Here is a 23631-nt window from a genome sequence, read left to right as displayed (position 1 = left end):
CTGAACCAGTCATATGGTCGGTGACGATGACGGTGAGGTTCCACCTGTTCCCATTCCGAACACAGAAGTTAAGCTCACTCGTGCCCAAGATAGTTCGCTGGAAACGGCGCGTGAAAATAGGTAGTCGCCGACTTGAACAGAACGCTTCAGGATTTCTCCTGAGGCGTTTTTTGTTGCACCTTTGCATGGTTTCCGGTATAATGAAAGAAACTACCGCGAGGGAGATGAAACGATGGACTGGGTCATGTGTCTGCTGCCAATGGCAGTGTGCTTTGTGAGCGTCCTTTTGACGGTGAAAATAAGCAAAAAGCACAAGCGCATTCTGGCGGCTGCCGGAGTGGCGCTGTTTCTGTGCGTGGCGTTTGGCTCTCTTGCGGTGTACCGGGTGCAGAAGATTGCCAAGCCCATCCGGGAAAGTGATACGCTTGCCGTGGCGGAAATGAACCTGAACTCGTTCCGGGGTAATGTGGAGATGAATGATTTCCAGACCAACGCTTCGACGGAGCTATATCAGGCGCTCGAAGAATATCTGGGCAAGAAAATCTACCTGCCCTGCATCAATCAGGATACCTTCGACGCAGGCGGGCAGGATGTGATCCTTCAATTCGGCAGCAATGACGAGGCGAAGGTTTGGCTTGCATTTTATGCGGACAGCCGAATCTGTTTGGTCGATGGGAAAAAGGCCTACATTTTTCCGAACGGAAAGGCAGTTTATCAGGAAATTGAGGAAATTCTGGCGTCAGTCAGCACCCATACGGCAGTTACCGTCACTGCAATTGACGAGGAAAATGATTTTCTGATGGCAGAAGAAGAAAACGGGAAGCTATATGCGTTCCACAAGATTTCGGAAAAGCTGCGAACAAAAAACGGAAAGCAAGCAAAGCTGGAAGACCTTGCGGTAGGGGATGAACTTACGGTGCTGTCGGATGGCAGGGTATTACTGAGTGACCCATATCAAATCGAAAATGTCTATAAGATATATACAGATGGAGAATAAATGGAAGCTTTACCGATTGAAACAGAGCGCTTATTGCTGCGGCAGTTTGCGGTAGAGGATGCCGAAGATGTATTTGCAATTTTTTCGGACGAGCAGACCACGCTGGACTGCGGCGGCTACCACGCATTTGACGCTATGGACGACGAATACCGCCGCTTAATGCAGAAATTTGCCGGGCAGATGCGGTACAGCATTGTAGAAAAGGAGACAGGCCGGGTCGTCGGTGTGATCTCAATGATGGATGCCGAGCGGGCGGTGCCGGGCTGGGAGCTGGGCATTGAGATCGCGCCGGACGCCCGCCGGAACGGCTTTGCGCGGGAGGCGCTGGCGGCAGTGGTCGAAGCCTATTTTGCCCAAACCGAGACCGTGCTGTTCACGGGTGGACACTATGCCTACAACACCGCCTCCGGAGAACTGCTGAAAAAGCTGGGCTTTGTCTACGAAGGCGTCGAGCACAAGGCGATGCACCACGCCGAACGCGGGCCGACCGACCTTGTATGCTACTATCTGGAAAAAGAATAAGGCTTCCTTCCGCTGCCCTTGCAAAAGAGGCGGCGGATTTTTTCGGCAAAAGCCTTGCATCTGGCCCACCGGTGCGGTATGCTTAACCAATAGAGCACAGGCAGGGGAGGGAACCCGAAATGGACATGGAAGACATCCACTATCTGCTGGGCGGCACGATCTTTGCGCGGGCCGAAAATTACATGAAGCATATCGAATCCTTTGACTGCGAGACGGAGGAAAATGGAGTACGGCATCTCTGCGCAGAAATCGGAGGCAGCGGTGATCATCTGTATACCACGGAGGCGTGGCTGCGGCAAAATGGCAGTTTCGTCAGTGCAAGCTGTACCTGTCCGTATAACGATAATGGCAATGGGCTTTTTTGTGAGCACATCGGTGCGCTGCTGCTGTATGACCTGAAAGAACAAAAAGAGGTGAAGGTACAACGGTGCGCACAGACTGAGCCGGCGGAGATCCCCGGCGTGGTGCGCGGGGTGGCCAACCTGCCCGAAAAGCCCGCAGAGGAGCCGGAAGCTCCCCGGAAAGACAGCTATGTTTCGGGCCTTGAAATGCTGTTCGGCAAAAAATGGCGGAGCGACGAGCCGGAGTCCGACGACGCAGCCCGTGCACTGCTGCGCACCTATCAGGAAGGGGCACTGGCTGAGCTGGAGGACAACACCCTGCCTCAGCGCACCGGCTTTGTGGAACTGGAACCGGAACTGACCTTGCTGCAGTACGGCACGCCGTGGCTGCGGCTCCGCATCTCCGGCGGCGGGCGGCAGTATGTCGTCAAAAGCATCGAACACCTGCTGGAAGATATCGAGGAGAGCCGGGTCGTCAGCTACGGTAAATCGCTGACGTTCCAGCACCGGTGGGATGCCTTTACGCCGGATGCCCAGCAGCTATTGGGGTTGATCCGGCGGGAGGTCATCAGCCGGAAGCAATTGGAAACGCGGGGCTACACCTACAGCCGCTATGCCGAGACCGGCCCGGCTGGGGGCATGGCGCTGACGGGGGAGCTGTTCGACGCGCTGGTGACGCTGTACGCGGACCGGGGCGAAGTGGGCGGTTATACCTTAAAAAAAGATGTTCCGGCCCTGACGCTGCAAGTGGAACGGCGGCGGGGCGGTGTGGAGATCGCCGTGGAACCGTCGCTGGGCTGGGTGAGCGGCTTGGATTTCGACTATCTGTTCAGCGAGGACACGCTTTGGCGGCTGGACCGTGCCGCCACGATCCGGATGGCCCCGGCGCTGAAGACCCTGTGCGGGAAGCGGCTGTTTTTCACCAGCAAGGACGCCACGGCCTTTTGCAGCTATGTGCTGCCGGAGCTGGGGCGGCATGTGACCATTGAGGACCCGGAGCGGCTGCTGCTGAACCAGATCCCGCTGGAGCCGGTGACCCAGTTCTATCTGGATGCACCGCAGATGGGAGCCGTGAGCGCACATCTGGAATTTTTGTACGGCGAGGACCGTGTGGCTCCCTTTACGCCCCCGCCGCAGGGCCTTTTGCGGGATGCCCGCGCCGAAAACCGGGCGGCCAAGCTGCTGGGGCGGTATTTACAGCCCGGTGAGCCGCTGCAGTACAGCACCTACGACGAAGAAGAGGTCTACCGCTTTCTGGACGAGGGCGTCCCGACCCTGATGAACGAAGGCGAAGTCTACCTGACCGACGCCTTCCGGAACTTGCAGGCCCCGCCGCCGAAGATCTCGGTGGGGGTGTCGGTGCAGGGCAGTGTCCTTGACTTAGAGGTGGACACCGGCGAGTTCCCGGTGGGGGAGCTGAAAGCCCTGCTGAAGTCGCTCCACCAGAAAAAGCGGTATCACCGCTTGCGGGATGGACGGCTGCTGAAGCTGGACGATGACCTTGAAGGGCTGGACGAACTGAACGAGACGCTGGAGCTTTCGGGCGCGAAGCTGGGCAGGAACCACGCTGAGCTGCCGCTTTACCGCGCCCCCAGTCTGGACTGGGCGCTGTCGGGCCAGAGCGGCATCCGCTTCAACCGGGACGATGCCTTCCGGCGGATCAGCCGGAGCTTCCACGCGGTGAAGGACAGCGAGTATACCCCTCCGGCCTCTCTACAAAAAGTATTGCGAAAATACCAGCGGGACGGCTACCGTTGGCTGCGAACGCTGGATGGCTACGGCATGGGCGGCATTCTGGCCGACGATATGGGCCTTGGCAAGACGGTGCAGGTGCTGAGCTACCTGCTGGCCATTAAGGAGCTGGGGGAGAACCCCCTGCCCAGCCTCATCGTCTGCCCGGCGTCGCTGGTGCTGAACTGGGCCGAGGAGTGCGAAAAGTTCACGCCGGAACTGCACTGCGTGGTGGTGGACGGCGATGCGGCCCACCGCGCGGCGCTGGCGGAACAGTGGGAGGCCGCCGACCTTGTGGTGACGAGCTATGACCTGCTCCGCCGGGACGAGGTCCTTTACGAAAACCAGAAATTCTACGCCTGTATCCTCGACGAGGCACAGGCCATCAAGAACCACACGACCCAGAAATATAAGGCCGTCTGCGGGGTGAACAGCCGGGTGCGCTTTGCGCTGACCGGCACCCCGGTGGAAAACCGGCTGGGGGAGCTGTGGAGCATCTTCTCCTTCCTGATGCCGGGGTATCTGCCGCCTTACAAGGCATTCTGCGCCCGGTTCGAGAAGCCCATTGTGCAGGAGGATGACCAGACTGCGGTGCGGCGGCTGAACCAACTGACCGGCCCCTTCATCCTCCGCCGGATGAAGGCCGACGTGCTGAAGGAACTGCCCCCGAAGACGGAGAACATCTACCGCATCGAGCTGGAGACCGAGCAGCGCAAGCTGTATCTGGCGGCGGTGGTGGACGCCCGCGAGAAGCTGCGGGCCGCAAAACCCGAAGACAAGATGGCCGTCTTTGCCGTGCTGATGCGGCTGCGGGAGATCTGCTGCGACCCGCACCTCATCGCCGACAACTGGGAGGGCGGAAGCGCCAAGCTGGACGCCTGCGTGGAGCTGGTGAGCTCCGCCGTCGAGGGCGGCCACCGCATCTTGTTGTTCAGCCAGTTCACTTCCATGCTCGACCTGCTGGCGAAGCGGCTGGACGCCGAGGGCATCAGCCACTTCACCTTGCAGGGTTCTACCCCGAAGCCGGTCCGCGCCGAACTGGTGCGGCGGTTCAACGGGGGCGAGGTGAACGTCTTCCTCATCTCGCTGCGGGCGGGCGGCACGGGCCTGAACCTGACCGCCGCCGACATCGTCATCCACTACGACCCGTGGTGGAACGTGGCGGCGCAGAATCAGGCCACTGACCGCGCCTACCGCATCGGCCAGCAGAACCCGGTGCAGGTGTATAAGCTCATTGCGCAGGATACCATTGAAGAAAAGATCGTTGCATTGCAGCAAGCCAAGCAGTCCTTGGCGGAAACGGTGACAGGCAGCGCGGATGGCGCCATCCTGTCCATGAAGCCGGAAGAGCTGCTGGAACTGTTGGAGGTGCCGGAAGGATGAAATTTGCAATGTTTGCACGGCCGGTCGTGACCATTTACGACCTGCCGGAGACGACGAAGGAAAGCGATGCGGGCGTTGTGTCCACCATCGGGGACGAGGGGCTGTACGGGCAGGTGTGTCAGGTGCGCACCGAGCCCGGCGGCGTGACGGCGGACGGGATCACCCTGCCGGAAACCATGGCCGAAGTGGTCACATTTTACGGCTACCACGGATATGTATTCGCGTCCGAATTGTATTTTTGCGGCGAAAAAGAACTGCGGGGATATCTTTCTGCCGAATTGGTGCTGGCGGGCCGGGCCACCGACGTGCTGACCCTGCCCAAGGTGCAGGGCGTCCGGCTGGCAGAGCTGGAACGCGGCGCGGTGCTGCGCCGTCTGCCGGACCCGGAAGCGGAAGCCCACACGGGCTGGGCCAAGGTGGGGCTGGTGGATGGCCGCAGCGGCTATGTCCGGGATGTGGCGCTGGAACCGGTGCGCTTTTCGATGACGGCGGTCTTCACGCAGGAAGCGGGGCGGACCTTTGACGAGGCCCTTGCCAAGGCCGAGGGCTGCAAGCCGGAAGAGCTGGTCCCCCGCGCCATTGACCGCTGGTTCGGCGGCAGCGAGGAGGCGTTCCGCAATGCGCTGGCCGAACAGGCCAAGAAGTATCTGGGCACCGAGTACCGCTGGGGCGGCAAGTCGGGCCGCGGCATCGACTGCTCCGGCCTTGTGAGCAGCGCTTATATGCAGTGCGGCGTCCTCATCTACCGGGATGCAAAGCTCGTGGAGGGCTGGCCGATGCACAAGATCCCGCTGGAACAGGCCAAGCGGGGCGACGCCCTCTATTTCCCCGGCCACATCGCGCTCTATCTGGGCGAGGGGCGGTACATCCACTCCACCGGTGCCGCCCGGAGCGGCGGTGTGGTGCTCAACAGCCTTGACCCCGCCGACCCGCTCTACCGGGAGGATCTGGTGAAGAGTCTGTATGCGGTGGGAAGCTTGTTTTGAAATGGATGAAGTTTCCCTTCGTACAACCTCTCCGTCATTGCTTCGCAATGCCACCTCTCCTTATAGGGGAGGCCTTGGCAGTCTATGCAAAGTGAACGGTTTCGCCAGAGGCTCTCCTACTAGGAGAGCTGTCGAGCGTGAGCGAGACGGAGAAGTTGTATAAAGGAACTGTTATAGAAAGGACAGCACTTATGAAAGTTTTCGATCTACATTGTGATACCCTCAGCGAGCTGCGCTATGCGGAGCGGCGGGGCGAGGACAAGAGCTTCGCCCAAAATGACCTGCACATCGATCTGGAAAAGATGCAGAAGGGCGACTATATGCTGCAATGCTTTGCCGCCTTTGTGAATCTGGCCGATCCCACCCCCGGCGCGGACCCGCTGGTGACGGCGCTGGAAGAGGTGGATGTCTTCAAGCGGATTATGGCGAAGTACTCCGACAAGATCGCGCCGGTCTACCGCCCGGAGGACATCCGCAAAAATGCGGCGGCGGGCAAGATCAGCGGAATGCTGACCATCGAAGAGGGCGGCTGCTGCAAGGGCAGCCTCGGCGTGCTGCGCCGGATGTACGAGCTGGGTGCCCGGATGATGACCCTGACGTGGAACCACGAAAACGAGCTGGCCAGCCCCAACGTGGTGCCCGGCGGGGGCGGGGATATCTGGCCCTGCCAGCCCAACACCGAGACCGGCCTGAAGGAGCGCGGCTTCGAGTTTTTGGCGGAGATGGAAAAGCTGCATATGATCGTGGACGTGAGCCACCTGTCCGATAAGGGGTTCTGGGACATTGCCGAGCACAGCACCCGCCCCTTTGCGGCCAGCCACTCCAACTGCCGGGCATTGGCACCCCACTGCCGCAACCTGACGGACGAGATGATCCGGGCCATGGCAGAGCGCGGCGGTCTGGTGGGCCTGAACTATTGCAGCGGCTTCCTTGATGACCAGCCCCGCCCGCAGCTCTGCCGCAGCACCACGGCCCTGATGGCAAAGCATGCGGCCCATTTCAAGCAGGTGGGCGGCATCGAAATCATCGGCCTCGGCAGCGATTTTGACGGCATCGGCGGCAAGCTGGAAATGGACGACTGCTCCAAGCTCCCGCTGCTGGCCGAGGCCCTGCGGAAGGAAGGCTTCACCGAGGACGAGGTGGAGCGGATCTTCTACCGCAACGCCCAGCGCTTCTTTGAGGAGAATTTGTAAAAACAGAAGGGAATATTCCGTTATGGATAAAAATATGACACTGGAAAAGCGGATCGCCGCTGAGCTGTACTCCTATCAGGGGAAGATGAGCGTCTTTGTGGACGACTTACAGGGGCACACCGTTGAGATCGGTGCGGACGAAAAATTTGAGACGGCCTCCACCATCAAGGCCTTCATTCTGGCGGCGCTCTACCTCCAAGTCAGCCGGGGCAAGGCCAGCCTTGAGGAAGAGATCACCTACGAGGAGAGCCAGTTCGTTGACGGTTCCGGAATGCTGCGGGCGCTGGGCGTGGGCGCAAAGCTCAAGGTCAAGGATACCGCTACCATGATGATCATCTGCTCGGACAACATCGCCACCAACATGATCATCGATTATCTGGGGCTGGATACCATCAATGCGTGCATCCGGGAACTGGGGTTCGCGGACACCGTGCTCCACAACCCCCTCCACTTTGACCGCTACGACGACCTCGGCACCACCACCCCGCGGGATTACGCCGCACTGTTCGCGCAGGTGGCCAAGGGCACTCTCGTCAGCAAGGAGGCCAGCGCGGAGATGCTTGCCATCTTCCGCCAGCAGCATTACAACACCATGCTGACCCACGACTTCCCCCAGTTTTATCTGGACTGTGAGGAGACCGGCGAGCCGGAGCTCATCTGGGTGGCCAGCAAGAGCGGCAGCATGAACGCATGCCGCAACGACGGCGGCATCGTCCACACTCCCTATGGCGAGTACGTCATCGTCCTGATGAACAAGGACTTCCACGACATCATCGAGTACAACGACCACCCCGCCATGGTCTACGGTGCCCGCGTCTCCCGGATGATCCTCGACCAGATCCTTGCATGTGAGGGGAAGCTGTATCTATGACAAACACGATCTCTCCCCTCATGCTGGTCTTCCTGATGTGCATGACCGGCTTTGCGGGCTTTGTGGACTCGGCAGCGGGCGGCGGCGGGCTCATCAGTCTGCCCGCTTACCTTTTTGCGGGGCTGCCGCCCCACTACACCTACGGCACCAACAAGTTCAGCGCCGCGTGCGGCACCACCTTTGCGACGGTGAATTTTTTCCGCAGCGGGGCCATGAACATCAAGGTCGGCCTCTTGGCGGCGGTGGGCAGCTTTGCGGGCAGCGCCCTCGGCTCCCACGTCGTGCTGCTGCTCAGCGATGAGGCGCTTCAGGCCATGATGTTCGTCATCCTGCCCATCGCGGCGGTGCTCATCCTCTGGCGGCGGAAGCTGCCGGACGAGAACCGGGACGATGGCACCATGAACGCGAAAAAGGCTGCGCTGGCCCTCGCCATCGGCCTTGGCATCGGCCTGTACGACGGGATCTTCGGCCCCGGCACCGGGACGTTTGCCATCATCGCCTTCACCACCCTGATGGGCTTTGACCTCCGCACCGCGGGCGGCAACGCCAAGGTGCTGAACCTTGCCAGCAACTACGCCGGCCTCGCCACCTATCTGGCCAGCGGCTTGGTGGTCTTCTCGGTGGGTATCCCCTGCGCCATCAGCGGCATCGTGGGCAACCTGCTGGGCTCCCACTTCGCCCTCAAGAACGGCGCAAAATTCATCCGCCCCATGATGCTCGTGGTGCTCGTGCTCCTGCTGGGCAAACTCGCGTCGGATGCGGTGTTGTGAGCATAAAAATAAGGAGCTGTGCGGTAAACACAGCTCCTTATTTTGCATCTGGAAAGGCGCGATCACAGGTCCAGCACAAGGTCTTTGTCAAAAAAGGCGAGACCGAAGGCGCCGGGGCCGGCGTGGGTGCCGATGACGCAGCCGATCTGGCGCACGAGGGGGTCCTCCTGCTGGAGGTTGTCGCGCAGATAGGTCTGGATGGGGGCCACCTCGCGGGTGGAAAGGGTGTAACCGGCCAGCGCCGCAAAGGACGGGTTGATGCCGCCCAGTTCCTCGATCTTCTTGAACAGAGCCACGTAGGCACCGGGCAGACCGCGGGCCTTGCCCGCCATGGCGACCTTGCCTTCCTTGATGGTGATGAGGGGCTTGATGCCCAGCATCCCGCCCGCGACGGCCACAGCGGCGGGCAGACGGCCGCCCTTGCGCAGGTACTTCAGGTCGTCGATGACGGCCACGAGGTGCAGGTGCTCCTTGGCGTGCTCCAGAATGGCCGCGATCTGCCCGGCGCTCTTGCCGGAATCCCGCAGGTGGACGGCCAGACGGACCAGCAGCGCCTCGCTGAGGCAGACGTTCTCGCTGTCCACGAAGAGGATGTTGTCCGCGTTGACCATATCGGCGGCGAGCTTGGCGCACTGGTAGGTGCCGGACAACTCGTGGGACAGGAAGATGCCGATCACCTCGTCCCCGGCGGCGGCCGCTTCGGTGAAGAAGTTCTCGAACAGCTCCGGGCTGGGCTGGCTGGTGGTGGGAAGCTTGTGACACCCGGCGAGGATGCCGTAATATTCGGTGGGGGTCATGTCCACGCCGTCGCGCAGGACGGTGCTGTCCTCCAAAGTGACGTTCAGCGGGATGACGGTCACGCCCAGCTGCTCGGCTTCGGCGGGCAGGATGTCGGACGCGGAATCGGTAAGAATGCGGATCATATTGTAGTACCTCCAAGGGCTCACGGTCGCAAAACGACCAAATCATCAAAAAAGTCGTGAAAATTATACCAGATGCCGCCTTGAAAAGTCAATTGATTTAACAAAATTTCCTCGCATTTTCGCAAAAACGACCCGCCGCTTGCGCAAAGGGGAGCGGATATGGTACAATGTCCGCCGATGGGAGGGCTGTGCGTGAAGGAAAAACAGGAAAAAGCGGCCCGCTGGAAGACCTTTGGCATCGCGGCCCTGCTCTGGGCCGGGCTGGCGGCGGCGTTCAGCGTGCTGTTCCCGGCAGAGGCTGCGGCCCCGGCGGGGCTGGCGGGCGTTCTGGGCAACTGCCTCGTGCTGCCCGTGGCGGAGGAGCTGATCTTCCGCGGGGCCGCGCTCCGGCTTTTGCAGCCGCTGGGGAAGAACGCGGCCATCGCGGGACAAGCCGTTCTGTTTGCGGCGATGCACGGAAGCTGGACCGCTAAAGCGTATGCGCTGGGGATGGGCCTTATCTTCGGCTGGGCAGCCGATCGGGCGGGGAGCCTTCTGCCCGGCCTTGTGCTGCATATCTTGAACAATGGGATCGTGCTGGCCGACTGTCTGGCAGAAAGGGGAATACCATGACCGATTACGAGCTGATGGGCGCAGCGCTGGCCGAGGCCGAACAGGCCGCCGCACTGGGTGAAGTGCCGGTGGGAGCCGTCGTCGCGCGGGACGGCGAGATCATCGCCGCGGCCCACAACACGCGGGAGACCGAGAAAAACGCCCTCCACCATGCTGAGCTGCTGGCCATCGACGCGGCGTGCAAAAAGCTGGGCGGCTGGCGGCTGTGGCAGTGTGAGCTGTTCGTGACGCTGGAGCCCTGCCCCATGTGCAGCGGGGCCATCATCAACAGCCGGATCAAGCGGGTGGTGTACGGCGCGGCAGACACCAAGGCAGGTTGCTGCGGTTCGGTGGCCGACCTGTTCGCCATGCCCTTCAACCACCACCCGGCGGTGGAGCGGGGCCTCCGCGCCGAGGAGGCACAGGCGCTTTTGCAGGCCTTTTTCCTCCAATTGCGGGAAAAGCGGGCCGCAAAACCCCGCTGGAAGCCGCCGGTCACGAAGTGAAAAATCAAAAAAAGTGGGAACTGCGTGAAAAATCATTCGGTTCCCACTTTCTTTTTTCGAGAAATTGTGCTATATTATTTAATGGAAACTTGTCGAAACCACACGCGATCGTCCACAGGCACGCCGCAGGACCGGACTTGACCGGAAGAAATGAGCAGAGCGATGTTCTGGGGAGCGTGGGCCGGCGGTTTCTCCTGCCGGAGTGCCCCTTGGCACCGGCAGAGAATAAGCGACAGGAGGGCTGACTCTTGTACGATGACGAATTTGAGCTGACATTCAATCTGTCGGACGAGGACCCCGCCCCGGTGGAGATGCCCAAGGCACCCGCCGAGGAGGCCGAGCCGGAAAAGCCGGAGCCGCCGACCCCTGCACCCGATGAGGAACCGACCATCGTGGTGCCGGAGCTGGGCCGGAAGCCCGCGGCGGAACCGGTTCCGCCGGAAGCGGCAGACGTCCCCGAAACGCCCGCTGTGCCGGAAGCGCCGCAGCAGCCGGAACCGGCGGCGGTGCGGTGTGTGCTGATCTCCGGCGGCGACCGGGGCATCGGTGCGGCGGCGGCACGAGCCTTTTATAAGGCCGGATACCGCGTGGCGGTGCTCTACCACACCAATGCCGACGCGGCGGCAGCGCTGGAGCAGGAGCTGCCGGGCTGCATCGCCGTCCAGTGCGACGTGGCCTCCCGCGCCAGCTGTGAGGTGGCGTTCCGCGCGGCGGAACAGGCGCTGGGCCGGGTGGATGTGCTGGTGAGCAACGCGGGCATCGCCCAACAGAAGCTGTTTACCGACATCACCCCCGACGAATGGCAGCATATGCTGGACGTGAACCTGTCCGGTGCGTTCCACCTGTGCCAGCTGGCACTGCCGGGGATGATCCGCCGCAAGGCGGGCCGCATCCTGACGGTCAGCAGCATGTGGGGCCAGACCGGCGGCAGCTGCGAGGTCCACTATTCCGCTGCCAAGGCGGGCCTCATCGGCCTGACCAAGGCCCTCGCCAAAGAGGAGGGCCCCAGCGGCATCACCGTCAACTGCGTGGCTCCGGGTGTCATCGACACCGATATGATGGCTGCCTTTACCGCCGAGGATAAGGCGGCGCTGGCGGAGGAGACCCCCGTGGGCCGCCTCGGCAGCGCAGACGAGGTGGCAAAGCTGCTGGTGTTCCTCGCGGGGGAGGATGCCGGGTACATCACCGGGCAGGTGTTCGGCGTAAACGGCGGCCTTGTGATTTGAACGGCCGGGCAGCGGGCAAAACTATGATACAACGTCACTTTGAACGGGAAACCGCCCAAGGTGAAAAGGAGAGAGCGAAATGGGCATGACTTTGAAGGAACTGTTGACGAAAGGCGAAGGCACCCTGAGCGCACAGGAGGCCAAGGCGTTGGCCGCCCAGTGCCGGATGGATGTGGAGACCCTCTACACCCTGTTGGAGGAGCGCGGCATCAAGGTTCTGGACAACGAAGCGGAAGAGGATGCCAGTCTGGACGTGGACAGCATCATTGCCGAGGTGGAGAACGCCGAGGCCAACAGCGACGAGCTGGGCATCGGCGACGACAGCGAAGAGGAACAGGCAGAGGAGAACCCCGCCGACCTGAAGGCCGCCATGGATGAGCTGCTGGACGACCCCGTGAAGAACTACCTCAAGCAGATCGGCCAGATCCCGTTGCTGAGCGCAGAGCAGGAGGTCGAGCTGAGCCGCCGCATCCATGCCGGTGCCGAGGCGGCACACATCCTTCAGGCGGACCGCATCAAGTACAGCGCGCCGGAGTACATCAAGAAGAACAGCGCCCGCTTCTCGTTCGAAGAGGATGAGAACAGCCGGAGCTACACCGAGGACCTCGACGAGGACGGCAGTGAGAAGCCCGGCGAGGACGCCGAGGAAAAGGCTGCGGAGGAAAAGGCAGAGGAAGAGATCGAGAACGGCCCCCTGACCGAAGAGCGCCGTCAGGAGCTGCTGAAGATCCGCCGCGACGGCCTGAACGCCCGCCGCAGCCTGAGCGAAGCAAACCTCCGTCTGGTGGTCTCCATCGCCAAGAAGCACGTCGGCCACAACCTCGCCTTCCTCGACCTGATTCAGGAGGGCAACATCGGCCTGATCAAGGCCGCCGAGAAGTTCGACTGCGACCGCGGCTTCCGCTTCTCCACCTACGCAACATGGTGGATCCGTCAGGCCATCACCCGCGCCATCGCGGATCAGGCCCGCACCATCCGCATCCCGGTCCACATGGTCGAGACCATCAACCGGATGCGTCAGGCCACCAACCAGCTCGTCTACCAGAACGGCCACGAGCCCACCCCGGAAGAGCTGGCAAAGGCCATGGATATGAGCGTCGATCGTGTCCGCGAGATTCAGCGGATGGCGCAGGAACCCGCCAGCTTGGAGAGCCCCGTCGGCGAGGAGGAGGACTCCTCGCTGGGCGATTTCGTCGCCGACGAAAACGCCGAGGCTCCCGGCAAGGCTGCGGACCGCGCCATGGTGGCTCAGCAGATCAATCAGGCCCTCAAGAGCCTGACCCCCCGTGAGGAAAAGGTCATCCGCCTCCGCTTTGGTCTGGACGATGGCCGCCCCCGCACGCTGGAGGAAGTCGGCCGCGATTTCGGCGTCACCCGTGAGCGTGTCCGCCAGATCGAAGCTAAGGCCATCCGTAAGCTCCACAGCCGCAAGTGCTTGGCGCTGCTGAACGGCCTGATCGAGTAATAGGACCCACAAAGGGGCCGCCATATGCCGTGGCGGCCCCTTTTTTGCAAAAAAATCAAAAAAATCGCAAAAACCTCTTGCCAAGAAAGCTGCTTTATGGTAAACTAATTGAGCTGTGATTGTGCTGCTATAGCTCAGTTGGTAGAGCGCATCCTTGGTAAGGATGAGGTCTCCAGTTCGAATCTGGATAGCAGCTCCAGCTCAAAACACCTCAAGGCCCTTTGGCTTTGGGGTGTTTTTTATGTTCGTCTGAAAACGCAAGAGCCGCAGACCAACCGGTCTGCGGCTCTGCATTTATGGGAAAGAGGAAACTCTCAGGAAAGCGCAAAAAGCTCAGAAGTCAACGTCCGTGTCATAGTAGCAGCACTTGAGCAGCTTCTCCATCTCTTCCTGACTGGGCTGGCGGGGGTTGGAGCCGGTGCAGGCGTCGGCGATGGCATTCTTCGCGATCTCCGGCAGACGCTCCAAAAAGACCTCCTCCGGCACGAAGCCCTGCTCGGCGGGGTAGGAGTCCGGGCCGTAGTGCTGGATGCAGTGGGGGATGTTCAGCGCGTCGTTCATGCCGCGCAGGTACTCGATGAGCAGCTTGACCTTCTCGTCGTCGTTGGCACCGCCCAGCTTCATCTCGTCGGCGATGACGCCGTAGCGCTTCTTGGCTTCGGGGTCCTTGGCGTTGAAGGCGATGACCTTGGGCAGATACATGGCATTCGCTGCGCCGTGGATGATGTGGGCACCGTAGTCCGCAAAGGCGGCACCGGTCTTGTGGGCCATGGAGTGCACGATACCCAGCAGAGCGTTCGAGAACGCCATGCCGGCAAGGCACTGGGCGTTGTGCATGGTGTCGCGCTTGGCCATATCGCCGTTGTAGCTGTCCACGAGGTCGCCTTGGATCATTCGGATGGCGAAGATGGCCAGCGGATCGGTGTAATCGCAGTGGGCGGTGGAGACGTAAGCCTCGATGGCGTGGGTCATGGCGTCCATGCCGGTGTGGGCCACCAGCTTCTTGGGCATGGTCTCGGCCAGATCGGGATCGACGATGGCGACATCGGGGGTGATCTCAAAGTCCGCGATGGGGTACTTGATGCCCTTCTGGTAATCGGTGATGATGGAGAATGCGGTCACCTCGGTGGCGGTGCCGGAGGTGGAGGAGATGGCGCAGAAGTGGGCCTTGCGGCGCAGCGGCGGGATGCCGAACACCTTGCACATCTCTTCGAAGGTGATGTCAGGGTACTCGTACTTGATCCACATGGCCTTTGCCGCGTCGATGGGGGAGCCGCCGCCCATGGCGATGATCCAGTCGGGCTCGAATTTCAGCATGGCCTCGGCGCCGCGCATGACGGTCTCGACGGAGGGATCGGGCTCGATGCCCTCAAACAGTTCCACTTCCATGCCGGCTTCCTTCAGGTAGCCCACCGCGCGGTCGAGGAAACCGAACCGCTTCATAGAGCCGCCGCCGACGCAGACGATGGCCTTTTTGCCGGTAAAGGTCTTCAGGGCTTCCAGGGAGCCCTTGCCGTGGTAAAGATCGCGGGGAAGAGTGAAACGTGCCATAGGAATCTACCTCCAAATCCAATACTCAGCCAATTGTTACAAAAATAACTAATTAGATTACACTAAGTATACAGGAAATTGTGGAAAAGTTCAATGGACGAAACGGAGAAAGAACAGCCCTGTTTTGGGCATTTTGATGGAACAAAAACGCCAGCTTTCTTCGATCTGACAAAACAGATTGAAAGAAGCTGACGTTTCTGTTATACTTATGAAATGAGAACGCTGTCCATATGGTAGGCGGTCGGCCCCTTCTGCTTGCGCAGGGGAGGCGATTTTCTTAGAATGGTTCCCCTGACGCCTTGGCGGAAAGGGGGAATGGCCCATGACACTGTCGGAAGTTTTACAGCTGCTCGCACTGATTGGCGGTGCGATCTATGTGACGTTTCAGATCAGTTGGACTGTTTTTACATACCTGCATAAGAAATGACCGCCCAAAGCTCCGAAACTTAGCGGTCATTTCTTATGACTAATCGGCAGAGGGGCTGACCGTTGCCGGACAGCGTTCTCTTTATCTTTATTATAGCATCATCGGGTCTGAATTTCAACAGCAAACAAAAAACCACCTGAATCTCAAGGATTCAAGTGGTCTTGCTGTGGAGCTGCTATCCAGATTCGAACTGGAGACCTCATCCTTACCAAGGATGCGCTCTACCAACTGAGCTATAGCAGCAAATGGCGACCCGGATCGGGCTCGAACCGACGACCCCCAGCGTGACAGGCTGGTGCTCTAACCAACTGAGCTACCGGGCCATGATCGCTCAAGTTCGCGGCTGTTCACCGCCGGAACGAGCATTATTATACCTGAAGAATGACTTCTTGTCAAGCGGGAAATTACAAAAACTGCAAAAAACTTTCCGGACCCGGCAAAAAGGGCAAAACAAAACGTCCGGAACTACTGCTCCGAACGTTTGTGGCAGGGGTAGTAAGTTTCGAACTCACGGCACGCGGTTTTGGAGACCGCTGCTCTACCAGCTGAGCTATACCCCTAATTCTATGCTGCATTCGCTGAATGCTTGATTATTATATAAGATTCTTGGCGAAATGTCAAGCATGAATTTTAATTTTTTGAATTGCAGCCGCAGCAGCCATCGTTGGCGGAGGAAAGGCTCTGGGCCAGCTGCTCCAGCGTGACACTGTCGATGTACTGGTTGATGACATCGTCCAGCCCCGCCCAAAACGGCAGGGTGAAGCATTGGTCGGACATGGGGCACTCGTTGGTCTCGCTGCCAAGGCAGGGGATGGGAGCCACGCTGCCCTCGATGGCACGCAGGATCTCGCCGGCGGTGTAGTCGGCGGGGGCTTTGGTCAGGCGGTAGCCGCCCTGACTGCCGCGCTCGCTCTTCACGAGGCCGACCCGTGCCAGCGGCGTCACAATCTGCTCCAGATATTTCAAGCTCAGGTTCTGCCGCTCGCTGATCTCCTTCAGCGAGACGGTAGTGCCCGGCGCGTAGCGGGCCAGCTCGGCCATCAGCCGCAGGGCATAGCGGCTTTTTGTCGAAAATTTCATAGCGTTGCACTCCTTGTTCGTTTCTTAGTATAACACGCTCCGGCGGTTTTGAAAAGTGAAAACGCGGCTTTCTCTTGTCGAAACAAAAAAGGTCTGGTATCATATAATAGAGAAAGTATGAGATTCAGGAGAGGATACTATGATTCAAAAGATCGATCCCGCCGCAGCCATCCGGCTGCTGGACGCGGGCAAAGCTGTGGCGGTGGATGTCCGGGAGCCGGACGAATACGCCGTGGGCCACATTCCGGGCGCAAAGCTGCTGCCGCTGGGCGAGGTACTGAGCCGCGCCGCAGAGGTGCTGCCCGACAAGCGCGCGCCGTGGCTCGTCTACTGCCGCACCGGCCGCCGCAGCGCCGATGCAGTGCAGAAGCTGGCGAGCCTCGGCTACGAAAACCTGTACGACCTCGGCGGCATCCTGAGCTGGCCGTATGAGATCGAGGGAGATTTTGAGGGACACTTTTAAGGAGTACGTAGAAGGAGGACGTGAACTTATGCCTTTTTCAGCGAAACAGTTTGCGGGCAGCCATTGCGGCTGCCGGTATCAGCAGGACTACCGCCCGACGCTGGGGCGGGACGGCAAAAAGGAATCCGGCACGCTGGAGGTCATCAAGTTCTATTATGATGGTGCCATCCGGTTCGAGCAGCACTGCTACGGCGAGGCGGCGACCTTCGTGTTCGGCGTCTGGGCGTCCGGCATGGACTCCGACGGCACCCTTCACTGGGCCCTGCCCGACCGCCGGAAGAGCTACTACGACGAGGACTATCTGCCCAAAAAGCTGGATCGCGTGGACGAGGCCGGGAACCTCTACTTCGACGGCTCGAACTTCCCGTGGAAGCTGGCCGACGATTTCGAGGAGGACAAACGCTGGGGCTACCCCCGCTGGAAGGTGCTGCTGGGAAAGCTGACCGGGAAAAACAAAGGATGAATTGTAAAAAATCTCGGAATTTGCGCAATCCATATTGACATAGTGGGAATACTAGGGTATAAATAGAAAGTCAAAAGTATTGGTTCGGGTTCGAGAGTACCCGATTTCATCCGAGGAAAGGACAGGATCCCCATGGAAATTTCTGAAAAGGTTGTCTATCTGGACAACGCTGCCACCACTGCCTGTGCGCCCGAAGTACTGGCCGTGATGACCGAGGCTCTGAGCGGAGCATGCGGCAATCCCAGCAGCCATTACAGCGTCGGCTACGAGGCAAAAGAGTTCGTGGACACCGGCCGCGCACAGGTCGCCAAGGCCGTCAATGCGGCTCCGGCTGAGATCTTCTTCACCGGCTGCGGTTCCGAGGCCGACAACTGGGCCGTCAAGGGTACGGCCTTCACCAAGGCTCGTCAGGGCAAGAAGCACCTGATCACCAGCGCGTTCGAGCACCACGCCATCATGCACAGCATGGCTTCTCTGGAGCGCATGGGCTTTGAAGTCACCTATATCAAGCCGACTTCCGAGGGCTATATCCGCCCGGAGGACGTCGAGGCTGCCATCCGCCCCGACACCGCACTGGTCAGCATCATGATGGCCAACAACGAGATCGGCACCATCCAGCCCATCAAGGAGATCGCCGAGATCGCCCACAAGCACGGCGTCTGGATGCACACCGACGCGGTTCAGGCGGTGGGTGCCATCCCCGTGGACGTCAAGGAGCTGGGCGTGGATATGCTGTCCATGAGCGCCCACAAGTTCAACGGCCCCAAAGGCATGGGCGCCCTCTACTGCAAGAAGGGCGTCTGGCCCCAGAACCTCATCGACGGCGGCAGTCAGGAAGCCCGCCACCGCGCCGGCACCGAGAACGTCGCCGGTATCGCGGGCATGGGCAAGGCTCTGGAGCTGGCTACGACCGATCTGGAAAAGCGGATGGCCCACGAGCAGGAACTGCGCGATTACGTCATCGGCCGCATCCTGAAGAACATCCCCGAAGCCCGGCTGAACGGCGGCCTTACCCCCCGTCTGCCCGGCAACGTGAACATCAGCTTCCCCGGTCTGGAGGGTGAGACCATCCTGCTGGACCTCGATATGCACAACATCTGCGCCTCCACCGGCTCGGCCTGCAACTCCGACAGCCTTGATCCGAGCCACGTCCTGCTGAGCATCGGTGTGCCGGAAGAGATCGGCCACGGCTCCATGCGGTTCACGTTCGGCCCGCAGAACACGATGGAAGAAGCAAAATACCTGTGCGACGTGCTGGAGGAAGTGATCCCCCGCCGCCGTGCGATGAGTTGTATGTGGCTGCAGGGCCAGAACAAGGCCCGTCAGTACAGCCTGAAGGGAGAGCAGTAAAATGGCAAGTATGTATAGCGCAAAGGTCATGGAGCATTTCGCAAATCCGCACAATGTCGGTGAGATCCCCGACGCCAACGGCGTGGGCGAAGTCGGCAACCCCAAGTGCGGCGATATCATGCGCATGTACCTGAAGATCGAGAACAACGTCATCGTGGACGTCAAGTTCCTCACCTTCGGCTGCGGTGCCGCCATCGCCACCAGCAGCATGGCCACCGACCTGATCAAGGGCAAGACCATTGACGACGCCCTCAAGCTGACCAACAAGGCCGTTGTCGAGGCTCTGGAAGGTCTGCCTCCCATCAAGGTCCACTGCTCCGTTCTGGCAGAACAGGCCGTCAAGGCTGCCCTGTCCGACTACTACCGCCGTCAGGGGATCGATCCGGAACCCATCGTCGGTAAGCTGGAAGAGGACTGCGACCACTGCGAGAGCTGCGGCAATTAATTCCTGAAAATGAGAAAAGCCTGTGCGGAAGCGATCCCGCACAGGCTTTTTTGCTGGGTAAGGGGCATTACACTTCGCCCCGGTAGACTTTCAGCGTGGCCTCCACGACCTTATCCCACTGGAAGCGGTCGCAGATATAGTCGGAAGCGAGGCGGTCAAGATTAAAACAAAACAGGTGGATTCTTTTCCTCCAGTATGCTATTATATAGGGTGTAGGAAAATCATTGCATTCTTTCCAATTTATATAGAACATCGAAAAAAGGGGGAGCACATTATGGGAAAATACTTTGGGACCGACGGTTTCCGCGGCGAGGCCGGCGTAACGCTGACGGCTGACCACGCATATAAGGTGGGCCGCTTCCTCGGCTGGTATTACAACATGATCCGGGAGCGGAACGGCAACACCGACCCGGCCCGCATCGTCATCGGCAAGGATACCCGCCGCAGCTCTTATATGTTTGAGTATAGCTTGGTGGCGGGCCTGACGGCTTCCGGCGCAGATGCTTATCTGCTCCATGTCACCACCACGCCGTCTGTGGCCTACATCGCCCGCGTGGATGATTTTGACTGTGGCATTATGATCTCCGCCAGCCACAACCCCTACTACGACAACGGCATCAAGCTCATTGACTGCTACGGCGAGAAGATGCCCGAAGAGACCCTGCTGCTGGTGGAGGATTACCTCGACGGCAAGCTCCACGTCTTTGACAAGGACTGGCCGGAGCTGCCCTTCGCCCACCGGGAGCACATCGGCTGCACCGTGGACTACGTGTCCGGCCGCAACCGCTACATGGGCTACCTCATCAGTCTGGGCATCTACTCCTTCAAGGGCATCAAGGTGGGTCTGGACTGCGCCAACGGTTCCAGTTGGACCATCGCCAAGTCTGTGTTCGATGCTCTGGGAGCCGATACCTACGTCATCAATGCACAGCCCAACGGCCTGAACATCAACAACAATGCCGGCTCCACCCACATCGAGGGCTTGCAGAAGTTCGTGGTAGAGAAGGGGCTGGACATCGGTTTCGCCTACGACGGCGATGCTGACCGTTGCCTGTGTGTGGATGAAAAGGGTAATGTCATCACCGGCGACCACATCCTGTACATCTACGGCTGCTACATGAAGGAGCGCGGCAAGCTGCTGAACAACACGGTGGTCACTACGGTCATGTCCAACTTTGGTCTGTACAAGGCCTTCGACGAGCTGGGCATCGGCTACGCCAAGACCGCCGTCGGCGACAAATACGTGTACGAGTACATGGCCAAGAATGGCTGCCGCATCGGCGGTGAGCAGAGCGGCCACATCATCTTCTCCAAGTACGCCAGCACCGGCGACGGCATCCTGACCAGCCTGAAGATGATGGAAGTGATGCTGGCCAAGAAGATGCCCATGAGCAAGCTGGCCGAGCCGCTGACCATCTATCCGCAGGTGCTGGAGAACGTCCGTGTCACCGACAAGAAGGCTGCACAGAACGACCCGGCGGTACAGGAGGCAGTCAAGGCAGTTGCAGAAGCGCTGGGCGACACTGGCCGCATCCTTGTCCGTGAGTCCGGCACCGAGCCGGTGGTCCGCGTTATGGTGGAGGCCCCCGACCACGACACCTGCCAGAAGTACGTCTCGCAGGTCGTGGAAGCCATCAAGGCACAGGGTTACGGCGTCTGAGAACGCCCCGAAATGAGGAAGTGCAATGAAACGAATCAAACAGATGCTCGCGGTCCTGCTCTGCGCTGTGGCGCTGTGCGGGCTGGCCCCGGCGGCGCTGGCCGCACAGCCGCTGGACGAAAGTGAGAACGGCGGCAAGGTCATCATCTACTTCGAGACCTGCGGCGGCACCGGCATCCCGGTGGTGGAACGCACCAGCGGCGACGGCAAGCTGTACAGTCTGCCCACCCCCACCATGGAGGGCTACACCTTCAAGGGCTGGTACACCGACATCGTAGGCGGTGATGCGATCGTAGCGGGTGAAACGGAATTTTCCGGCGAGGATGCCACCATCTACGCCCAGTGGGACCCCATCGACCAGCCCGTGACTGAGCCGACGGCCCCGGCGGACAGCGCCGAGGGCATCTGGGAGCGCCATAAGGCGACCATCCTCATCGTGGGCGGCGTGCTTCTTCTGGCCGCTGCCGGGCTTGTGATGTGAAAGGGAACGGTATGGAACACAAACTGAAACTCCCCGCACAGTGTGCGCTCATCCCGCCCGAAGAGCAGCAGCTCGTCAGCGGCGGCGCGCCCGCATGGATGACCGACTTCGTCACCGATGTCAAGGACACCCTGCGCCCTTATAAGCCCTACTTCCAGTTCGCGTGGCAGCTGCTGAAAGCTGGCGTCACCTGCGCGAAGGAAGCCCTCCTCATCTACGGTTATACCAAGATCATGATCCACTCCCTGAAAGGGATCAAGAACTGCATCAAAGCATTGCCGTGGTAAAATGAAATAACACAAACGCCCCTCGCGTCGGCAGGTTTTACTGCACGGCGCGGGGGGCGTAGCATTTTGGATAAAAGTTTAATCGTCGCTGCTGTCCAGTTTGAGCACGGCGGTGAAGGCTTCGCTGGGGAGGGAGACGGTGCCGAGCTGGCGCATCTTCTTTTTGCCTTCCTTCTGCTTTTCGAGCAGCTTCTTCTTACGGGAGATATCGCCGCCGTAGCACTTGGCGAGGACGTCCTTGCGCATGGCCTTGACGGTCTCGCGGGCGATGATCTTGCCGCCGATGGCGGCCTGCACCGGGATCTCGAACAGGTTGCGGGGGATGTTGTCCCGCAGCTTTTCGCAGATGCGGCGGCCCTTGGCGTAGGCGTTGTCGCGGAAGACGATCATGGACAGAGCGTCCACGGGGTCGCCGTTGAGCAGGAAGTCCAGCTTGACGAGGTCGCTCTCGCGGTACTCCTTGAACTCGTAATCGTAGCTGGCGTAACCGCGGCTGCGGCTCTTGATGGCGTCGAAGAAATCGTAGACGATCTCACCCAGCGGCAGCGCATAGTGCAGGTCCACGCGGACATCGTCCAGATACTTCATGTCGATGAGGACGCCGCGCTTGTTCTGGCACAGATCCATCAGGCTGCCGACGTATTCGTTGGGGGTGTAGAGGTGGACGTCTACGAAGGGTTCCTCCTGCTTGACGATGTTGGAGGGGTCCGGGTAGTTGGAGGGGTTGTCGATCATCTCCACGGTGCCGTCGGTCAGGGTCAGGCGGTAGCGGACGCTGGGGGTGGTGGTGATGAGGTCGAGGTCGAACTCCCGCTCCAGCCGCTCGGTGATGATCTCCATGTGGAGCAGACCGAGGAAGCCGCAGCGGAAGCCGAAGCCCAGCGCAGCACTGGTCTCCAGCTCAAAGGTCAGGGAGGCGTCATTGAGCTGTAATTTTTCCAGTGCGTCCTTCAGGTCGGGGTACTTGGCACCATCGGCGGGGTAGATGCCGCAGAAGACCATGGGCTTGACCTGACGGTAGCCGGGCAGCGCCTCGGCGGTGGGCCGGTCGGCGAGGGTGACGGTGTCGCCCACGCGGGTGTCCTGCACGGTCTTGATGCTGGCGGTCAGATAACCGACTTCACCGGCTTGGAGCTGGCCGCAGGGGGTCAGGCTGGTGGCACCCATGTGGCCGACTTCCACCAGCGTGAACTGGGCACCGGTGGCCATCAGGCGGATGGTGTCGCCGGGCTTGACGGTGCCTTCGAAGACGCGGATGTAGACGATGACGCCCTTGTAGCTGTCGTAGATGCTGTCAAAGATCAGGGCCTTGAGGGGGGCGTCCGGGTCGCCGGTGGGGGCAGGGATGTCGCTGACCACCCGTTCCAACACCTGATCGATGTTCAGGCCGGTCTTGGCGGAGACGCGGGGCGCGTCCATGCAGGGCAGACCGATGACGTCTTCCACTTCCTGCGCCACCTCGTCCGGGTGGGCGGAGGGCAGGTCGATCTTGTTCAGGATGGGCACCAGCTCCAAGTCGTGCTCCAAGGCCATATAGGTGTTGGCGAGGGTCTGGGCCTCAACGCCCTGCGTGGCGTCCACGACGAGGATCGCGCCCTCACAGGCGGCCAGACTGCGGCTGACCTCGTAGGCGAAGTCCACATGGCCCGGCGTGTCGATGAGGTTGAACTCGTAGGTTTTGCCGTCCTTGGCGGTGTAGTTCATGGTAACGGCGCGAGCCTTGATGGTGATGCCGCGTTCCCGCTCGATGTCCATGTTGTCGAGGATCTGGTCCTCCATGGTGCGCTCGTCCACGCTCTTGGTCAGTTCCAGAATGCGGTCCGACAGGGTGGACTTGCCGTGGTCGATGTGTGCGATGATGCAAAAATTGCGGATGTTGTCTCTTGCCATCTGTTCCTCCAACGGAAAATAGTGGGTGG

At 60.3% G+C, this 23631-nt stretch carries 22 protein-coding genes, 4 tRNA genes and 1 rRNA gene; 20 read left to right on the top strand and 7 right to left on the bottom strand.

The annotated features are described in order from the left end of the window. Window positions 1-16 precede the first annotated feature (16 nt). The 8 genes from rrf to C4N23_RS05185 all read left to right on the top strand — a co-directional run bounded on the left by rrf (window position 17) and on the right by C4N23_RS05185 (window position 8794). Window positions 17-133: ribosomal RNA gene (gene rrf, locus C4N23_RS05220) — 5S ribosomal RNA — on the top strand. Between the two features lie 99 nt (window positions 134-232). After that, complete coding sequence (locus C4N23_RS05215) at window positions 233-997, top strand: hypothetical protein (RefSeq protein ID WP_112144572.1); 765 nt, start codon at window positions 233-235, stop codon at window positions 995-997. Beyond that, entirely contained in the window at window positions 998-1519 is a 522-nt protein-coding gene (locus C4N23_RS05210) for a GNAT family N-acetyltransferase (RefSeq protein WP_055192103.1), read from the top strand. It begins immediately after the preceding gene. A 119-nt stretch (window positions 1520-1638) separates the two neighbouring features. After that, window positions 1639-4974 (top strand): DEAD/DEAH box helicase, encoded by a 3336-nt coding sequence (locus tag C4N23_RS05205; RefSeq protein WP_112144569.1) that lies wholly within the window; start codon window positions 1639-1641, stop codon window positions 4972-4974. Then, complete coding sequence (locus C4N23_RS05200) at window positions 4971-5960, top strand: C40 family peptidase (protein ID WP_112144567.1); 990 nt, start codon at window positions 4971-4973, stop codon at window positions 5958-5960. Before C4N23_RS05205 ends, C4N23_RS05200 begins: the two co-directional genes overlap by 4 nt. Before the next feature lie 191 nt (window positions 5961-6151). Beyond that, complete coding sequence (locus tag C4N23_RS05195; RefSeq protein WP_055192096.1) at window positions 6152-7153, top strand: dipeptidase; 1002 nt, start codon at window positions 6152-6154, stop codon at window positions 7151-7153. Between the two features lie 22 nt (window positions 7154-7175). After that, window positions 7176-8024 carry a serine hydrolase gene (locus tag C4N23_RS05190; protein WP_112144565.1) on the top strand — a complete coding sequence of 283 codons (849 nt, stop codon included), beginning with the start codon at window positions 7176-7178 and terminating at the stop codon, window positions 8022-8024. After that, entirely contained in the window at window positions 8021-8794 is a 774-nt protein-coding gene (locus C4N23_RS05185; RefSeq protein WP_112144563.1) for a TSUP family transporter, read from the top strand. The genes C4N23_RS05190 and C4N23_RS05185 overlap by 4 nt, the downstream gene beginning before the upstream one ends. A 62-nt stretch (window positions 8795-8856) precedes the next feature. On the opposite strand, the gene C4N23_RS05180 is transcribed toward C4N23_RS05185, so the two are convergent. Then, complete coding sequence (locus tag C4N23_RS05180; RefSeq protein ID WP_112144560.1) at window positions 8857-9717, bottom strand: DegV family protein; 861 nt, start codon at window positions 9715-9717, stop codon at window positions 8857-8859. A 192-nt stretch (window positions 9718-9909) separates the two neighbouring features. On the opposite strand from C4N23_RS05180, the gene C4N23_RS05175 reads away from it, so the two are divergent. The 5 genes from C4N23_RS05175 (at window position 9910) to C4N23_RS05155 (ending at window position 13704) form a co-directional block, all read left to right on the top strand. Beyond that, entirely contained in the window at window positions 9910-10329 is a 420-nt protein-coding gene (locus C4N23_RS05175; protein ID WP_181567072.1) for a CPBP family intramembrane glutamic endopeptidase, read from the top strand. Next, a complete protein-coding gene (locus C4N23_RS05170; RefSeq protein ID WP_097839865.1) occupies window positions 10326-10814 on the top strand; it encodes a nucleoside deaminase in 489 nt (162 codons plus the stop codon). The genes C4N23_RS05175 and C4N23_RS05170 overlap by 4 nt, the downstream gene beginning before the upstream one ends. A 248-nt stretch (window positions 10815-11062) precedes the next feature. Then, the gene (ymfI, locus tag C4N23_RS05165) at window positions 11063-12040 is read left to right on the top strand and encodes an elongation factor P 5-aminopentanone reductase (RefSeq protein WP_181567071.1); all 978 of its coding nucleotides are present in this window, start codon (window positions 11063-11065) and stop codon (window positions 12038-12040) included. Window positions 12041-12119: 79 nt separating this feature from the next. After that, entirely contained in the window at window positions 12120-13505 is a 1386-nt protein-coding gene (locus tag C4N23_RS05160; RefSeq protein WP_112144556.1) for an RNA polymerase sigma factor, read from the top strand. A 123-nt stretch (window positions 13506-13628) separates the two neighbouring features. Beyond that, window positions 13629-13704, top strand: a tRNA-Thr gene (locus C4N23_RS05155). Between the two features lie 134 nt (window positions 13705-13838). On the opposite strand, the gene C4N23_RS05150 is transcribed toward C4N23_RS05155, so the two are convergent. The 5 genes from C4N23_RS05150 to C4N23_RS05130 all read right to left on the bottom strand — a co-directional run bounded on the left by C4N23_RS05150 (window position 13839) and on the right by C4N23_RS05130 (window position 16563). After that, the gene (locus tag C4N23_RS05150) at window positions 13839-15056 is read right to left on the bottom strand and encodes an iron-containing alcohol dehydrogenase (protein ID WP_055192082.1); all 1218 of its coding nucleotides are present in this window, start codon (window positions 15054-15056) and stop codon (window positions 13839-13841) included. Window positions 15057-15650: 594 nt separating this feature from the next. Next, window positions 15651-15726 (bottom strand) — tRNA-Thr (locus C4N23_RS05145). 3 nt (window positions 15727-15729) lie between these two features. Further along, window positions 15730-15806 (bottom strand) — tRNA-Asp (locus tag C4N23_RS05140). Window positions 15807-15967: 161 nt separating this feature from the next. After that, window positions 15968-16043, bottom strand: a tRNA-Trp gene (locus C4N23_RS05135). A 70-nt stretch (window positions 16044-16113) separates the two neighbouring features. Then, window positions 16114-16563, bottom strand: coding sequence for an RrF2 family transcriptional regulator (locus C4N23_RS05130; protein WP_055192080.1), 450 nt, complete (start codon window positions 16561-16563; stop codon window positions 16114-16116). A gap of 139 nt (window positions 16564-16702) precedes the next feature. Between C4N23_RS05130 and C4N23_RS05125 the strand changes: the two genes are divergently transcribed. From C4N23_RS05125 to C4N23_RS05095, 7 genes are all read left to right on the top strand, one after another. Beyond that, window positions 16703-17026: a rhodanese-like domain-containing protein gene (locus C4N23_RS05125; protein ID WP_097839862.1), complete on the top strand. Its 324-nt coding sequence runs from the start codon at window positions 16703-16705 to the stop codon at window positions 17024-17026. Between the two features lie 28 nt (window positions 17027-17054). Beyond that, entirely contained in the window at window positions 17055-17489 is a 435-nt protein-coding gene (locus tag C4N23_RS05120; protein WP_112144554.1) for a hypothetical protein, read from the top strand. Window positions 17490-17621: 132 nt separating this feature from the next. Continuing rightward, window positions 17622-18839, top strand: a complete 1218-nt coding sequence (locus tag C4N23_RS05115; protein ID WP_112144551.1) for a cysteine desulfurase family protein — start codon at window positions 17622-17624, stop codon at window positions 18837-18839. 1 nt (window position 18840) lies between these two features. Next, the gene (gene nifU, locus C4N23_RS05110) at window positions 18841-19284 is read left to right on the top strand and encodes a Fe-S cluster assembly scaffold protein NifU (protein ID WP_112144549.1); all 444 of its coding nucleotides are present in this window, start codon (window positions 18841-18843) and stop codon (window positions 19282-19284) included. Between the two features lie 274 nt (window positions 19285-19558). Continuing rightward, window positions 19559-20944, top strand: coding sequence for a phosphoglucosamine mutase (gene glmM, locus C4N23_RS05105; protein ID WP_112144547.1), 1386 nt, complete (start codon window positions 19559-19561; stop codon window positions 20942-20944). A gap of 25 nt (window positions 20945-20969) precedes the next feature. Next, window positions 20970-21425: an InlB B-repeat-containing protein gene (locus C4N23_RS05100; RefSeq protein ID WP_112144544.1), complete on the top strand. Its 456-nt coding sequence runs from the start codon at window positions 20970-20972 to the stop codon at window positions 21423-21425. An 11-nt stretch (window positions 21426-21436) separates the two neighbouring features. Then, window positions 21437-21712, top strand: a complete 276-nt coding sequence (locus tag C4N23_RS05095) for a hypothetical protein (protein WP_112144542.1) — start codon at window positions 21437-21439, stop codon at window positions 21710-21712. Window positions 21713-21790: 78 nt separating this feature from the next. Here the strand turns inward: C4N23_RS05095 and lepA are convergent, their stop codons facing one another. Beyond that, window positions 21791-23602, bottom strand: coding sequence for a translation elongation factor 4 (gene lepA, locus C4N23_RS05090; protein WP_112144539.1), 1812 nt, complete (start codon window positions 23600-23602; stop codon window positions 21791-21793). Between the last annotated feature and the right edge of the window lie 29 nt (window positions 23603-23631).

This window comes from Faecalibacterium hattorii, assembly GCF_003287455.1.
GTDB classification, from domain to species: Bacteria; Bacillota; Clostridia; order Oscillospirales; family Ruminococcaceae; genus Faecalibacterium; species Faecalibacterium hattorii.
The sequence above is the reverse complement of the archived record's forward strand: the minus strand, read 5'-3'. Positions and strand labels throughout refer to the sequence as shown.

What these genes read in the sequence shown, in the direction of transcription:
- C4N23_RS05215 (WP_112144572.1), top strand. Translation starts at nt 233, where the DNA reads ATGGACTGGGTCATGTGTCTGCTGCCAATGGCAGTGTGCTTTGTGAGC.
- C4N23_RS05120 (WP_112144554.1), top strand. Translation starts at nt 17,055, where the DNA reads ATGCCTTTTTCAGCGAAACAGTTTGCGGGCAGCCATTGCGGCTGCCGG.
- C4N23_RS05190 (WP_112144565.1), top strand. Translation starts at nt 7,176, where the DNA reads ATGGATAAAAATATGACACTGGAAAAGCGGATCGCCGCTGAGCTGTAC.
- C4N23_RS05095 (WP_112144542.1), top strand. Translation starts at nt 21,437, where the DNA reads ATGGAACACAAACTGAAACTCCCCGCACAGTGTGCGCTCATCCCGCCC.
- lepA (WP_112144539.1), bottom strand. Translation starts at nt 23,602, where the DNA reads ATGGCAAGAGACAACATCCGCAATTTTTGCATCATCGCACACATCGAC.
- C4N23_RS05210 (WP_055192103.1), top strand. Translation starts at nt 998, where the DNA reads ATGGAAGCTTTACCGATTGAAACAGAGCGCTTATTGCTGCGGCAGTTT.
- C4N23_RS05150 (WP_055192082.1), bottom strand. Translation starts at nt 15,056, where the DNA reads ATGGCACGTTTCACTCTTCCCCGCGATCTTTACCACGGCAAGGGCTCC.
- C4N23_RS05205 (WP_112144569.1), top strand. Translation starts at nt 1,639, where the DNA reads ATGGACATGGAAGACATCCACTATCTGCTGGGCGGCACGATCTTTGCG.
- C4N23_RS05125 (WP_097839862.1), top strand. Translation starts at nt 16,703, where the DNA reads ATGATTCAAAAGATCGATCCCGCCGCAGCCATCCGGCTGCTGGACGCG.
- nifU (WP_112144549.1), top strand. Translation starts at nt 18,841, where the DNA reads ATGGCAAGTATGTATAGCGCAAAGGTCATGGAGCATTTCGCAAATCCG.
- glmM (WP_112144547.1), top strand. Translation starts at nt 19,559, where the DNA reads ATGGGAAAATACTTTGGGACCGACGGTTTCCGCGGCGAGGCCGGCGTA.
- C4N23_RS05195 (WP_055192096.1), top strand. Translation starts at nt 6,152, where the DNA reads ATGAAAGTTTTCGATCTACATTGTGATACCCTCAGCGAGCTGCGCTAT.
- C4N23_RS05200 (WP_112144567.1), top strand. Translation starts at nt 4,971, where the DNA reads ATGAAATTTGCAATGTTTGCACGGCCGGTCGTGACCATTTACGACCTG.
- C4N23_RS05185 (WP_112144563.1), top strand. Translation starts at nt 8,021, where the DNA reads ATGACAAACACGATCTCTCCCCTCATGCTGGTCTTCCTGATGTGCATG.
- C4N23_RS05170 (WP_097839865.1), top strand. Translation starts at nt 10,326, where the DNA reads ATGACCGATTACGAGCTGATGGGCGCAGCGCTGGCCGAGGCCGAACAG.
- C4N23_RS05180 (WP_112144560.1), bottom strand. Translation starts at nt 9,717, where the DNA reads ATGATCCGCATTCTTACCGATTCCGCGTCCGACATCCTGCCCGCCGAA.
- C4N23_RS05100 (WP_112144544.1), top strand. Translation starts at nt 20,970, where the DNA reads ATGAAACGAATCAAACAGATGCTCGCGGTCCTGCTCTGCGCTGTGGCG.
- C4N23_RS05130 (WP_055192080.1), bottom strand. Translation starts at nt 16,563, where the DNA reads ATGAAATTTTCGACAAAAAGCCGCTATGCCCTGCGGCTGATGGCCGAG.
- C4N23_RS05115 (WP_112144551.1), top strand. Translation starts at nt 17,622, where the DNA reads ATGGAAATTTCTGAAAAGGTTGTCTATCTGGACAACGCTGCCACCACT.
- C4N23_RS05160 (WP_112144556.1), top strand. Translation starts at nt 12,120, where the DNA reads ATGGGCATGACTTTGAAGGAACTGTTGACGAAAGGCGAAGGCACCCTG.